Source organism: Telluribacter humicola, assembly GCF_017355935.1.
Lineage (GTDB): Bacteria > Bacteroidota > Bacteroidia > Cytophagales > Spirosomataceae > Telluribacter > Telluribacter humicola.
The window spans coordinates 197,487-210,763 of sequence record NZ_JAFIQT010000007.1 but is presented as its reverse complement, the minus strand read 5'-3'; the positions used below and the strand labels follow the sequence as shown (position 1 = coordinate 210,763).

The following is a 13,277-nucleotide window of genomic DNA, read 5'->3' as shown; positions in this document are numbered from 1 at the left end:
TACTATAGTAGAGGGGCTGGGCCCTATTTTTCTGAGTGCTGGTGTGAACGCTCTAGTTCCAGCAGGCGCTTCTCCATCTCAGGGAGGCGCTTGAGTGAAGCCAGTGATCGCAGGTGCAGGTTAAGGTCATAAGCAGGAGAGCCGCTCAGTGACAGGCCTTCGGCTTTGATCGATTTTCCCAGACCCGACTGAGCACCTATCTTGGTACGGTTGGCCAGGGTAAGGTGTCCGGCTATGCCTACCTGTCCGGCTATGACACACTGATCACCTATCTTGGTAGAACCCGATACACCCGTCTGCGCCGCAATTACGGTATTTTTTCCTACTTCTACGTTATGAGCTATCTGTACCAGGTTGTCGAGCTTAGCACCCTGTCGGATAATTGTAGACCCCATGGTAGCGCAGTCAATGGTAGCATTGGCTCCTATGCTTACGTCGTCCTCCAAAACGACATTACCCAGCTGAGGGATAGTCTTATAGGAGCCATCGGGCTGGGGAGCAAATCCAAAGCCATCACTCCCAATCACGGTATTGGCAAATATGGTGCAGTTACGACCGATTACGGTACGGGCGTAAATACGTACTCCCGGATGAATCACCGAATTATCACCTATGCTGACCTGGTCACCGATGTAGGTATTGGGGTAGATCTTAACGTTGTTGCCAATGGTACAGTGGCTGCCTATATAGGAGAATGCACCGCGGTACCCGTTATTGCCCATGGTGCTGCCCTCGCCAATATGGCTGGGTTGTTCAATGCCCCGCTTGCCCTGAGCGGTTAGTTTCTGGTACTCTTCAAGCAATACAGTAAATGACAGATAGGCATTATCTACATAAATAAGGGCAGAAGCTACTTCCTGTCGGGGTTCAAAGCTTTTGTCTACGATGACGGCTGTGGAGCGGGTGCTGTAGATATAAGGCTCGTACTTGGGATTGGCTAAAAAAGAGATACAACCGGGCTGCCCTTCTTCTATTTTGGCTGCTGAACGGATCAGGGCGGTATCATCACCTACGACCTTTCCATTAAGCATCTGGGCTATTTGCCTGACAGTAAATTCCATACTAAATCTTGCTGATTGTGGTGTTGCCGTTAAGATAAGACTGGTTCAAAGCGGAAGTGTCAACTTCAGTTGATCATCAAAAATCAGACGGCTAGCTATGGGCGCAAAGATACATTTTTAGCCCAACATACGTAATACTTACGCACAATCTTACTTAACGCTTTTATGGTAGGCAGGTCCGAAGCCTCCGTGATATTCACTACGTTACCCTTTTTTAACTTTATCTTTATTTGTTCCCCTTCTTCCACGTAAGCCGCATTGGTAGTCTGGCCTTCTACCAGAAAATACGATAACAGGCCTTCGGGTACGCCCTTCCTTAGGAGTTCATCGCGCAGAGGGGCTACAATGGCTTCTTCCGATGGATGCTCCAGAAACTGTACCTTAAACAACTGACGGTTGAGCAGCATTGTACTCAGGGAAGAAAGTACCAGATCGTCGTGCTGAGCCCACACCTTTATGGACGTCCAGATATCGTAGTCGTCGAGCCGCGTAAAGGCCGCCATGTACTCCGGCTGACTGACAAAGTCGTCAAAGGTTATTTTATTCTTGAGGAAGAGAGCCAGACTGGGCGTAGCGAACAGGTCCTGCCCCTGCTCCGTCAGCTCACGGGCCCGGCGGATAATCTGGAAGAGCATGGCCTCAGCACAGAGGGACGTTTTGTGCAGGTACACCTGCCAGTACATCAAGCGGCGCGAGTTCAGGAAGTTTTCGATACTGAGTAGTCCCTTTTCCTCCACCACCAGCCGGTCTTTGCTCAGGTCAAGCATCTTAATGAGTCGGTCAGCTCCGATGGCTCCCTCGGTCACGCCCGTGTAGAAGCAGTCGCGGTTAAGGTAGTCCATGCGGTCCATGTCCAGCTGGCTGGATATCATCTGGTGAAAAAAGGGGCGTGGATACGTTCCCTCAAACATCTGGATGGCCAGGTCGAGCCGGCCGTGGAGCTGGCGGTTGAGGTCGTGCATGAGCAGCAGCGAGACCTGTTCGTGCGCCATGCCCGATAGCAGGGTACTTTCCAGTACATGGGAGAAAGGCCCGTGACCAATGTCATGCAGCAGGATAGCCGCCTGCGCGGCCTCGCACTCCGGTTCCCATATCATGTGGCCTTTGTCCTGCAGGCTGCGCATCGCCAGTCCCATCAGGTGCATCGCTCCCAGTGCGTGGTGGAAGCGCGTATGCAGCGCGCCCGGGTATACATACTCGGCCAAACCGAGCTGCCTGATCCGCCGCAATCGCTGAAAGTAGGGGTGCTCTACCAGATCGTAGAGCAGGTCGGAAGGTATATTGATAAATCCGTAGACCGGATCGTTAATTATCTTTCTCTTATTCAAGGCCGTTTTTTTGCAAAAGTAACAATCCGGGAGCGGACACAAATATTATTGTCAACAGATGCTTTGGAGAATTGTTATGAATAACTAATTTTGCACACGAAAACTCGATAAGAGTCCGGGCCTATAGCTCAGTCGGTTAGAGCACCTGACTCATAATCAGGTGGTCCCAGGTTCGAGCCCTGGTGGGCCCACGTTGAAAATCAAGCGCTTACGTCTGTTTTAGATGTAAGCGCTTTTTTGTTTGCACGTAGATTTGCACGCACCCCCAGTAATTAATGCCTTGTGCTACTTCCCTCAGCTACTATTGGCCGCTACATCTAAATAACTTGTTCAGCAGTATCGGCGGTCAGTTCATATTTTGCCTTGTCCTGCAAAAATGGATCTTACTTTGCATAAATGAGGCATTAATCGAGAGCTGGACATGTAAAGTGAAGTCGGCTCAACAAGCTCCTAAACTGTAACTAAACAGTTTAATGAATTTACCCTTAAAGGAAAATCCATTGCGGAATTCGGCTTTTGGAATTAGAAATAAGGCGTTTTTCAAAGGCAATTGCCTAAAACGTCTTAATAGGCCTGAGTACAAGCAATAAAATATGTTAACGACCTAAATTTTAGCTGATTATAACCTTCACATGGCGGATTTACCCTGAATGTGTTAACTACCCCAACGATGATGTTGCAGCCTACATTTTTAGCTGCCTTGGAGCTACCTACCAGGTAATTCGGGCGGAAAACGGGCAAATAGGTGTCGATACCGCACTAACCGAAACACCGGACCTGATCCTGAGCGATGTCATGATGCCTCTGAAAGACGGATTTGCCCTATGAGATACGCTGAAGCAGGATGAGCGCACCAGCCATATCCCCATCGTGTTACTGACGGCCCGGGCCACCTTTGATGACCGCCTTGCCGATCTACGGTACGGAGCGGATGCCTATCTGGTAAAACCCTTCGAGCGAAAGGAACTGCTGGTGGTGCTGGCCAACCTGCTCAAGACACGTCAAGCAATGCAACGCTACTACACCCAATTAGCCCTTGGCACTGAAATAACCGTACCGGCGGCCGAATCACAGGGCTGTCCCCTTGAAAACCAGTTTCTGAAAAAACTACGGGAGGGCATCGAAACACAACTTGACAATTCGGCTCTGTCCGTGGAAGACATTTGTCAAATGATGAGTATGAGCCGGACGACTCTCCACCTGAAACTGACCGCTCTGACAGGAATGCCAATTCCCACGTATCTCCGTCTGCTTCGGCTCCACAAATCACAAGTACTATTGGCCGACAGCGGACAAACCATTGCCGAGGTCGCTTACGGTGTTGGCTTCAGCGATCCCAAGTACTTCAGTCGTGCTTTCCGGGAAGAATTCGGTCAGTCTCCCACCGAATTTCGTAATTCGGCAAAATCCGAACGGTAGTCCACCTATTTTGTGTAATAGTCCACCTCGTTTGATTGCGACTTCTCTTAACTTGCAGAGCCGTTTTATACAAAAAATAACTTTAACAACTTAAATTTTCTCACACACATGATTCACCCTGATACCTACGTTAAACCTACTTCCAAAGGACTGGGATTATTTGCCAGCCGCCGGTTTGAAACCGGAACGATACTTTGGATTCTGGATGACATAGATGTCAAGATTGACCTGGCCCATTACCAGGCCCTTGATTCTTTCCAGCAACAGAAGCTCAAAGTGTATGGCTATCTGGACTACCAAAATCGCGTAATTATTGCCTGGGATGAAGGAAAATACGTCAACCACTCCTGCGATCCCAATTCAATAGGTGTTATTGGCTTTGACAACATCAGCATTGCTTTGCGCCCTATCGAACCCGATGAAGAGATAGTAGAGGACTATTACTCCTACTATGGTCATTTCGAGTCATTCAAATGCGGCTGTGGAGCTCCAAACTGCCGCGGATACATTACCCAGCAAAACTCTTACCAAGCTGGTTTACGGCTGCACGTAAACGACATACGCGCTATGGTACTTGGTCAACCGCAGGAGCTTCTGCAGGTCCAGTCTTCGGAGAATGATACCTTCTTTGCGATACTTCATCAAACCGACACGATCCTGCATGAATGAACCCCTGAAATGGCTTTTTCTTTTACTGATCCTTGAGGCCGCTTCGATCCTGGCTGACTACCTGATCAAAAAAGCGTCCCTGTTGGCTGGTTTTTCAGGGTGGGGGTGGCTGTTGCTGGGAGGTATCCTGTATGGGTCGACCGCGCTTGGCTGGTTCATTATGATGCGGTCCTTTAAAATTTTTACGTTGGGTGTACTTCATTCGTTTGGAGTTATTGCTTTGAGCCTGGCGTTGAGTGTGTTTGTCTTCGACGAAAAAATCACTTGGCGAGAGGTAGCAGGTATTGGGTTGGGCTGCGTATCTATTGGGCTCTTGATACGGTTTCGTTAGCATCCGCGCTTTATGGTACTGCCCGGAAGGAACTGACGAAAGTTTGTCAATTCTTCCGGGCGGGAAGTGACCTGTCCTGCTTTTAGTTTACACCTGATCTAGCTATGTCAAGCTGCTCTTTGTATTTCTTGATACCGTTCTTTTTAATCCACAGGGCCGCCTGAGCGGTTCGATAAAGTGGCCTCTGTAATGCAGTAACGGCCGGCAATGTACTTTTGACTCGAACCATTCAGCAGCAAGGCTTCTATCTCTGGCCTGAACTGATCCAGTTTACTTTTCCCTGGGCCAGTGGGTTTACCTAGTTTTACTCCGGATAATTTCTTTGCTGCCAGTGACTCCCTAGTGCGCTTACTGATCAGGTCCCTTTCTATTTCGGAGGCCATTGAGAAAACCATGGCCATCACTTTGCTTTGGATGGAGTCGTCGAGCTGCCAGGCACCTTTTACAGTATAGATACTGATGCCCTTTTGCATGGCATTGGAAATGATCTCCATGCATTCCAGCATTGATCGTCCCAGTCTTGAGAATTCACTAAGCAGAATCACATCTCTCTTTTTCAGCTCATCGAGAAGCTGACCTATTTTGCGGCTGCGCCAGGGGACCTTACCCGACACCTTTTCCTGCGGTCCGCCGCTGCCGTGGAGATACGTAGATAGGCAATAGTCCGAGGCATTTTTAAGCGATTAGATGAAAACCTAAGTTATGTGTTTAAATTATAATAATAGTGCTGTAAATATTGATACCTTTTTATCAAATATATTATCACTTATACGACCGTTTATTCTATAATATTTTGACTGCTCCAGTACCCCTCACTAGATCCTGATGACCCTTCTTTCTGCCATTGTTTATGTTGCCATGTAATTTAACTAAGTGTATTATATCCGCACTTGTTGAGTTTCATAAACAATTTGATCAAGGTAGTATACGCTCACGTCTCTACGGCCGACCGATGGCGAACCGACGTGACATCATCTTGTAGCCTACCACAGCTGGGCGTGCAACTGCTAGGACCGGAGATACACCTGCGGCTGGAAGTAGGGGCTTAGCAAGAGGTACTAGAATAGGGCTCAGGAAGTACGGACGATCTATGAGCGTAACATACGTAGCATAGTTTTGACAGTGATTTTGGTTTGTTGTGCAAAAGCTACACCCTGATCCATTATTTTGCAGAACTATAATAAGTAGCCCTTTTTCTATCCTTAGATGTTCAAAAATCTCTTTTCTGCCTTCTTACTATTCTGCCTGTTATCCAATTCTTCTAAGGCTCAAACCACACCATTCACTGTTAAGGCCTGGAAAGCCGGAGGGGCTGATGCTGATGCTGGACATACTATTGCAGTAGATGGACAGGGAAACATCTTTGTAGCAGGCCATCAATTTAAAGCTACCTTTTCCGCTAACTACTCCTTTGATGAATCAGCAGGCTTTCTTGCGAAGTACAGCAGTGATGGAGTGGTGCAGTGGGTGCAACTTATAGATGGACAGATTAGTAGCATTGCAGTAGGCAAACAGGGAGCCATATATATGATTGGAACTAGACAAGGTCAATTACCTAAGCGCCCTACCACGTTATATGATTACTATAACTTCCAGATCTTTCTGGCTAAGTACAATAGTGATGGAGTTAAGCAGTGGGAGCAACAATTTGGCGGACCTGGATTACATGAAGGCGCTGACCTTGCTGTTGATGAAAGTGATAACCTCTATGTTACTGGATTATTTTCAGGTAAAGTTTCGTTGGGATCAAAGACCTTACAATCAGCTGGTGGCACCGATACATTCATTGCCAAATACAACAAGGGGGGCCTTATTCAATGGGCTACAAGTGCAGGAGGCTCCGAGCGGGACGCTGGTATAAGTATAGGGTTAGATAATAAGAACAGGATATATATAGGAGGGTCTTTTGAGGGAACAATCACAATCGGAGCCACCACACTTACTTCTCGTGGGGATGTCGATCTTTTCGTTACCAGGTATACGGCGAATGGTGAAGCAGAATGGGTACAGCAGATCGGAGGAGTAATGAATGATTATATATATGATCTGGCCCTAGATAAGAAAGGAAATGTTTTTGTGACTGGCGCCTATAATGAGACCGCGACTTTTGGACAGACTGCGATGACTGCAAAAGCGCCACTTGGGGATGCCTTTGTAGTAAAATATAGTACAAGTGGGCAAATGCAGTGGGTAAGAAGTTCGTATTGTACAGATAGTGGTATTGGAAGAGGACTTACTGTTGATGAAAAGGGAGCCGTCTATATAACTGGATATTTTAAGGGGGAATCTACGTTTGGAGCCACCACATTAATCCCACGAGGACAAAACGACATATTCCTGACTAAATATAGCCAGAATGGAAAATTACATTGGGTGCAGCATATAGGTGGAGCTGGCTACGATAGTGGAACTGGAATTACTATGAACAAGAGGGGTGAAATTTTTATAACAGGGTTCTTTCAGGAGCAGGTGACTTTCGGCTCTACTACTTTAACTTCAAGTGGATATCATGATATTTTTATAGCGAAATATTTGAAAAGGTAGTAGCTCTGTATGGTAGCTAATGAGGTAGTTGGTACAAAGTTGTATAGACCATCCCCTATGTATTTAAGCGGTCGTTTAGTTTAGGACAAGGCAAAATTTTGCATTCCTACTCAATTATCAGTAATTGTTTGATGAAATAACTTTTGTAACCTCTATTGGATAGTTTGGTATATAAGGGAGTGTATTAGGAGGTAGACACTGGCGCTTATATTTGCCTGATATAATGTAGTCATAAACATCCTTCTCTGAATTCTTCCAAGCCGGATCAGGATTACAGGCATAAAATAGGCCAATTATCTGATTTCTTTTGTCATCATAAATAGCAAATAGGCTCTTATCAATCAAACTTGCTTTACCGTCGATGATAGTTCCTATTATCTCCTTGCTTTCGCAACCACAATCAGGCTTTGGTTCTTTTATATCACAGGATAATACCAACCCCGCTGCGAATATGGTGGTATAGAGAAGCAATCTGTGGTAGTTCATATAACTTTTGAAATTTTTAGATTTAGAGGAGTTTTGAATCATTAGTAGGCGAAGTTCGATCAAGTTTATCGGCATATATAGCTCTCACATGAATAAGAGGGATCAGTAATCCTTACTTATTGTGCAGACAAGATAGGCGCTAGGGCCAGCTTTTCTTTACATGCTAGTAGAATTTTATCCAACGGTCAGGTTACTGATCACCGATGAGACTGAGGCAAAGACCATACCGATATGGTTAGCTCCTACCAGTTATCACTAGCCCATCTGCTGACTTATAATCTGAAATGCTAGCATGGTTTATGCTCAGAGAGGAAGGTACAGTGCGGTTTTCCTTAGCTATAAGTTTGACTGTATAGTAAAAGGGTCCTTTTTCAGGTCAAGTCACTATTTCAGTACCAAACCGTTCAAGTACAGATTCTTTTACTCCAGCTCATAAATGATAGATCTGTACATAACATCATATGTATGCGGCGATCGAAGCTTCCTATTGTGTGTGATTAGTCAAAGTAGCTTCGATACAATATTCTCTAGTAATGAATAAGTCCTAACTCTCTAAGCCTCTTCTGAAACTGTGGGTCTTGTGTATCTACTAATGGGTTCTTTATTCCGTTCCCTATTCCATAAATAAAAGGTCCAGGCCGGTTACTCCAACCAATAGTGAAGGGTCTAGGAGCATATCCTGCTCTCTTGCCTATTATCTTCAATAGGCTTACTCCTGAATCAGGTTTTTCGATCACCAGGTCTACACAAGGATAAATCTCTTGTTCATTAACAAAAACCTTATCTGTGATTTCATATACTATATTTTCTCTTCCATAGATAAAGGTAGGATCATGGGACATCCATTCAAATATTAACTCGTGGTTGCTGAAGCTTTTATTTGCATGTACTTCTGCATAAAGTAATAGCTCACCGATGGATTTGTCTACAAATTCTATGAAGTCTTCAAATGACATATTTATTTTTTAATAAAGCTGACCAATATATTTTGCTCATATACGCCGACTTTTGAGCATAATGTAAGGTAATGGCTATTTTTTTGTCAAAACGCACGGCTACACTTTGGTAGAAAGCTTGGTCCCGATGAGCTGATGGCAATAGCCATTAGCGGCTCCAAGGTACCCTATTCAGCGACTGTCTGTCAATACTGTAAATCCGGTATATTAGCGTCTCGTTTTGACAAAAGTCCACAGAATTAGGTACCTGTGTTCGAAAAGGGTATTTTGATTGAATAAAATTAGCCACTCATGGCATAAATGTTTCTATGTTAAAAAAATATTAATATTATTAATCTTGGTAGTTTCAATAGCGCTCAGTAAGCTAATTCTGTCACGGCCGACTATTCGATTATGTGCCGCTCATTGCTAGTTACCTTTACTTTTCAACTCTGCTAGAAGCTTTTTAAAAATCTTCTCCTCAAATGACTTTTTTAATCTTCGGTTTCTAGAACAGAGGAATATCATAGGCTGGAAGCTTGTTATTTGAAAGTACATGCTAGAAGTTAAAAGTTTCTCTTAACACAAGCAAGAAGATAGCTTTACCTGCCCGTTGTATAAGCTGCTTCCCTGCAAGGGCTACGAAAGTACGCAGGAGGGGCAACTACGTAGGGGCTACCTGGCGCGACTACTACTGACTTTTATGGCTGCGCCTAAAGCTTGGTTGTACTTCAATAACTGGATGCATTAAGATTGTTCAAACCAATTACAATGAACAGTACCGGGATGCTTATGCCCGACAAAATAGTAGGTCTGAAAAGCAGATGAGACTTCTGCTTCAGAGCAAGGTGGAACCAGTACGATCAGGTAAGCCGGATTATAGACATCTATAAAAGGCTGCTAATCTACAGTACTTTCAACCTACGTTAATTCCTGATCAGGGACTTGGGGTTGTTGGCTTATATCCTGTATCTTAGGAGCCGGTGCTCTGGCTAATTTGTCTGGGGAGCTTTCTAATATAACTTTCCTGTATTTTCCTGTTTTGATGCGTCCGTAGTATAGTTATGCCTGCCAGTTCTCTACAACTTTACGAAAAACGGTTGATGCTTATTGGGCTGCCACTGTTTATGCTGGCACATTTTGTGGGTAATCAATTCCATCAGGGACCATTCAACGGGGAGCTTCTCCTTAAGGTAGGGCTGAACTTCCTGCTAGCGTTGCTGCTCTGGTTGACAATCCGGGGCCTTATGGATGCCTTTCGGTGGAAATTCCCAGGCTATGAGGATACTATTAAGCGGGTGGCCTGGACTATAGTAGTCAGTGCTATTATTGGTATTTTTCTTAATACCCTTCTGTTCGATTTCTATGGGATTATAGTTGGAAAGGTACCCATAACTCCTGCTGTGTTTATGCGTCATTTAGGACCAATGCTGTTTTTTAGTGCGCTGGTAGTAGGAGGCCATGAGGTCATTTACAGTTTTTATGAATTGCGTCGGATTGATAAAGAAAAGGAAGAGCTGAAAAAAGCCCACCTTCAAAGCCAGCTCGACTCCCTTAAAAGTCAGGTTAACCCTCACTTCCTATTCAATAGCCTGAGTTCACTGCAGTCACTCATTGCTACCTCACCCGAAAGAGCCGAGCAATTTGTTGAGGAGTTGTCTACGGTCTACCGGTACCTGTTACAATCAAATCAGGACGAGCTGGTTACCCTTCGGCAGGAGCTTACTTTTATTAATTCCTATTTCCATTTGCTTAAAACCAGGTATGGCACCGGCATTCAGCTTAATATAAGGGTGGAGGAGATGGCTCTGGATTATCTCCTGCCTTCACTTACCCTACAGCTATTACTCGAGAATGCCGTAAAACATAATGTGATTTCTCCCAGGCGCCCCCTAATTATAGAATTTACTACTCACCACGTAGTAGGAGAGATGATGCAAATGCAGGTGAGTAATAACCTACAACGTAAAGTGCAGACGGTAGCTTCAAGCCAGATGGGCCTGAACAACATCATGACCAAGTTCAGGTTGCTAAACCAGCCGGACATAGCTGTTACTGATTCCGACGGATTTTTTACAATTATATTTCCCCTTATCAAAGCAAATAAATCATGAAGGTACTACTGGTCGAAGACGAAGAACTGGCGGCAGACTGGCTCCGGAAGATTTTAGACGAAGTGGAGCCCACGGCCGTACTGGCAGGAATTACCGATAGTATTGAATCTACGGTGGAGTGGCTACAGGCTAATCCGCCCCCCGATCTGATCCTGATGGATATCGAATTGGCCGACGGACAGAGCTTTGAAATATTTAATCGGGTACAGGTCCGCAGTCCGGTTGTTTTTACTACTTCTTATGATGAATATGCCATCCGGGCTTTCAAGGTCAACAGTATAGATTACCTACTGAAACCCGTAAAGCGGGATGAGCTGCGTGCCAGTCTCGAAAAGCTACGCCACCTGGCCCAGACTCTGCAGTCAGTTGTGGAGCCGCCTACTGTGCCTATTGAACAGTTAATCCGGCAACTAAGCCAGCCGGTACCCAAAGAGTATCGGGAACGTTTCCTGCTAAAAAGCGGGAATAGGTACATATCACTGGAAACCGGCGAGATAGCCTATTTTTATTTTGAAAACAGACTCACCTTCCTTCGTACCTGGAAGGATGAACGATATATGGTTGACTATAACCTGGACGAGCTGGAGGAGATGCTTCATCCCAAAACTTTCTTTCGGGCCAACCGGCAGTATATTCTCCATATCAAGTCGGTAAAAAATATACATAGCTATTTCAACCATAAACTAAAACTGATCCTGCAGCCCGATACAGAGGACGAAGTACTGGTAAGCCGCGAAAGGGCGACAGCTTTTAAGAACTGGATGGGCCGGTAGGGCCACTTACCTTCATAGTTACCTGTGCTGTTTTATACAAAATGCTGCCTGCCTTAGTCAGTTATTGTGCTGGTTGGTACTTCTACCACTTTTCTACCCTGCCATTTGGGAAGAAATTTGTACTCAACCAAACAAAAACAACAATAGCTATGAAAACTTATAACATGTATTTGAAGATTGCTTCAGTAAGTATGTTCCTTGCCCCGGTATGTCTGCTACTTGGTGATCTTATCTGGCTACAGGGTGGGCTGGTAGCAGAAGGTACCTTTGTACGCTGGCTGAGTTATGTATTTTTAGTTCCGGCTGTAATTGGTCTGACGCACCTTTTGCAGGGTAGATCAGGTACCCTGGCACTCTGGGCGGGTGGGATAAGCCTTACGGGTATCATCGGAGGTACTTCTATTCTGACCCTTTACCGGTTAGGGGCAGTGATGGAAACTGGTCCGGACGGAGTGCCACTTTTACTACAGCAGGTCCTATTCAAGAATCCACTACTGCCCGCTACTATCTTTCTACCGGGCTCTCTTTTCCCTCTCAGTCTGATCATTTTTGGTATTGCTGTGTTGCGTTCACAAAAATATAGTTTCCTGCCCGGCCTCGCCCTTATCTTGACCGGACCCTTATTTTGGGTGGGAAATGCTCTGGATGTAGAACCTGTTCTTTTTCTAAATGATCTGATTCTGTTGGGAGTGTTTGCCTGGGCTGCCAGACAGGTGTGGCCTACTCCTCAGCCCGAGGCAGACACAGTTCAAAATCCGCCAGTTATAGCTTCCTGAGAAAAGCTTTTAATAAATTGAGTACAGAACTGCTGGATAGTAGCCCGTTGATTACTCTTCATGTGGTCTCAGCAGTAGCTTGTTTACCTAATGAGTTATGCTGTGAAGAAGCGGGGTTGGCTATAACCATCATCTCCAGCTGTAGACCGACTGAGCCGAGTAACCTAACTATCCAGTCTATTACAGAAAACGTGGTGTTATTATTCATCTATCCTGATGGAAAGGAAACGCAGAAAATAGCATTGTACCTGATATAGAACATAGACCGACCGTTCAAGGAGTGAGGGACGGACGTGATGAATTAATTAAAAGAGCTATTGAAATAATTAATGAGCAGTAAATACTTCTTACAATCGAAGGATGAGAAAGTTAGAAGACGTTATTTTCCAGCGAGCGCTGGGTAGTAAAAGAGAGGATATATACTATATATCAAGTTTCTTTATTTGGGGCTTTGCTTGGTGTGTGGTGAGCCTTGTATCACACAGTGGGTATATAAGTATTTAGTTCATTATCACCGATCCGTTATAGCCTTTCTTGCACAGAGCGGCGGTCAAACCATTGAGGAATTCCCAATTTTCATTAAATCCAAAAGTCACTCCATATCAAGTGGAGTGACTTTTTTACTTTAATAGTCAGTAGGGAAAATCAATATGAATGCTCGGTTTTTTAAAAAAATGGACGTGGTACAATATTGTTTTTAAATAGGGTTAACATCCAAGCCACAACTTCGTCATTTTTAAATGGCTCTAACCGAACGCGGAAACAATACAGGCATAATTTTTTTGCAATTCTGGAAGATTTGTAGGCCGAGCTGAACATCCATAATACTAATTATGAAAGG

The 13,277-nt window shown here is 44.9% G+C and carries 12 protein-coding genes and 1 tRNA gene; 8 read left to right on the top strand and 5 right to left on the bottom strand.

What is annotated here, in order from left to right:
• Positions 1-23: 23 nt before the first annotated feature.
• Both lpxD and JUB14_RS23495 read right to left on the bottom strand, forming a co-directional pair.
• Positions 24-1,061 (bottom strand): UDP-3-O-(3-hydroxymyristoyl)glucosamine N-acyltransferase, encoded by a 1,038-nt coding sequence (gene lpxD / locus JUB14_RS23500; RefSeq protein ID WP_207509297.1) that lies wholly within the window; start codon positions 1,059-1,061, stop codon positions 24-26.
• Positions 1,062-1,156: 95 nt separating this feature from the next.
• Positions 1,157-2,389, bottom strand: a complete 1,233-nt coding sequence (locus JUB14_RS23495; protein WP_207509296.1) for an HD domain-containing protein — start codon at positions 2,387-2,389, stop codon at positions 1,157-1,159.
• A gap of 117 nt (positions 2,390-2,506) precedes the next feature.
• On the opposite strand from JUB14_RS23495, the gene JUB14_RS23490 reads away from it, so the two are divergent.
• The 4 genes from JUB14_RS23490 to JUB14_RS23475 all read left to right on the top strand — a co-directional run bounded on the left by JUB14_RS23490 (position 2,507) and on the right by JUB14_RS23475 (position 4,808).
• Positions 2,507-2,580, top strand: a tRNA-Ile gene (locus JUB14_RS23490).
• Positions 2,581-3,259: 679 nt separating this feature from the next.
• A complete protein-coding gene (locus JUB14_RS23485) occupies positions 3,260-3,808 on the top strand; it encodes a helix-turn-helix domain-containing protein (protein WP_310586189.1) in 549 nt (182 codons plus the stop codon).
• Between the two features lie 108 nt (positions 3,809-3,916).
• Positions 3,917-4,477: an SET domain-containing protein gene (locus JUB14_RS23480; RefSeq protein WP_207509295.1), complete on the top strand. Its 561-nt coding sequence runs from the start codon at positions 3,917-3,919 to the stop codon at positions 4,475-4,477.
• Positions 4,470-4,808, top strand: a complete 339-nt coding sequence (locus JUB14_RS23475; RefSeq protein WP_207509294.1) for a hypothetical protein — start codon at positions 4,470-4,472, stop codon at positions 4,806-4,808. Before JUB14_RS23480 ends, JUB14_RS23475 begins: the two co-directional genes overlap by 8 nt.
• A gap of 143 nt (positions 4,809-4,951) precedes the next feature.
• Here the strand turns inward: JUB14_RS23475 and JUB14_RS23470 are convergent, their stop codons facing one another.
• On the bottom strand, positions 4,952-5,422 hold the full coding sequence (locus JUB14_RS23470) for a recombinase family protein (protein WP_310586188.1): 471 nt from the start codon (positions 5,420-5,422) through the stop codon (positions 4,952-4,954).
• Positions 5,423-6,014: 592 nt separating this feature from the next.
• Here JUB14_RS23470 and JUB14_RS23465 point away from each other — a divergent pair.
• Positions 6,015-7,352, top strand: coding sequence for an SBBP repeat-containing protein (locus tag JUB14_RS23465; protein WP_207509293.1), 1,338 nt, complete (start codon positions 6,015-6,017; stop codon positions 7,350-7,352).
• A gap of 117 nt (positions 7,353-7,469) precedes the next feature.
• On the opposite strand, the gene JUB14_RS23460 is transcribed toward JUB14_RS23465, so the two are convergent.
• The gene (locus tag JUB14_RS23460) at positions 7,470-7,880 is read right to left on the bottom strand and encodes a hypothetical protein (protein WP_207509292.1); all 411 of its coding nucleotides are present in this window, start codon (positions 7,878-7,880) and stop codon (positions 7,470-7,472) included.
• A gap of 485 nt (positions 7,881-8,365) precedes the next feature.
• Entirely contained in the window at positions 8,366-8,794 is a 429-nt protein-coding gene (locus tag JUB14_RS23455; RefSeq protein WP_207509291.1) for a hypothetical protein, read from the bottom strand.
• A gap of 1,043 nt (positions 8,795-9,837) precedes the next feature.
• Between JUB14_RS23455 and JUB14_RS23450 the strand changes: the two genes are divergently transcribed.
• The 3 genes from JUB14_RS23450 to JUB14_RS23440 all read left to right on the top strand — a co-directional run bounded on the left by JUB14_RS23450 (position 9,838) and on the right by JUB14_RS23440 (position 12,436).
• On the top strand, positions 9,838-10,887 hold the full coding sequence (locus JUB14_RS23450; protein ID WP_207509290.1) for a sensor histidine kinase: 1,050 nt from the start codon (positions 9,838-9,840) through the stop codon (positions 10,885-10,887).
• Positions 10,884-11,660 (top strand): LytR/AlgR family response regulator transcription factor, encoded by a 777-nt coding sequence (locus JUB14_RS23445; RefSeq protein WP_207509289.1) that lies wholly within the window; start codon positions 10,884-10,886, stop codon positions 11,658-11,660. The genes JUB14_RS23450 and JUB14_RS23445 overlap by 4 nt, the downstream gene beginning before the upstream one ends.
• Before the next feature lie 149 nt (positions 11,661-11,809).
• On the top strand, positions 11,810-12,436 hold the full coding sequence (locus JUB14_RS23440) for a hypothetical protein (RefSeq protein ID WP_207509288.1): 627 nt from the start codon (positions 11,810-11,812) through the stop codon (positions 12,434-12,436).
• Positions 12,437-13,277: the final 841 nt, after the last annotated feature.

Bases quoted from the DNA above. Each gene is read 5' to 3' on its own strand.
- JUB14_RS23450 (WP_207509290.1), top strand. From the start codon at position 9,838: ATGCCTGCCAGTTCTCTACAACTTTACGAAAAACGGTTGATGCTTATT.
- JUB14_RS23480 (WP_207509295.1), top strand. From the start codon at position 3,917: ATGATTCACCCTGATACCTACGTTAAACCTACTTCCAAAGGACTGGGA.
- lpxD (WP_207509297.1), bottom strand. From the start codon at position 1,061: ATGGAATTTACTGTCAGGCAAATAGCCCAGATGCTTAATGGAAAGGTC.
- JUB14_RS23475 (WP_207509294.1), top strand. From the start codon at position 4,470: ATGAATGAACCCCTGAAATGGCTTTTTCTTTTACTGATCCTTGAGGCC.
- JUB14_RS23455 (WP_207509291.1), bottom strand. From the start codon at position 8,794: ATGTCATTTGAAGACTTCATAGAATTTGTAGACAAATCCATCGGTGAG.
- JUB14_RS23460 (WP_207509292.1), bottom strand. From the start codon at position 7,880: ATGATTCAAAACTCCTCTAAATCTAAAAATTTCAAAAGTTATATGAAC.
- JUB14_RS23445 (WP_207509289.1), top strand. From the start codon at position 10,884: ATGAAGGTACTACTGGTCGAAGACGAAGAACTGGCGGCAGACTGGCTC.
- JUB14_RS23440 (WP_207509288.1), top strand. From the start codon at position 11,810: ATGAAAACTTATAACATGTATTTGAAGATTGCTTCAGTAAGTATGTTC.
- JUB14_RS23465 (WP_207509293.1), top strand. From the start codon at position 6,015: ATGTTCAAAAATCTCTTTTCTGCCTTCTTACTATTCTGCCTGTTATCC.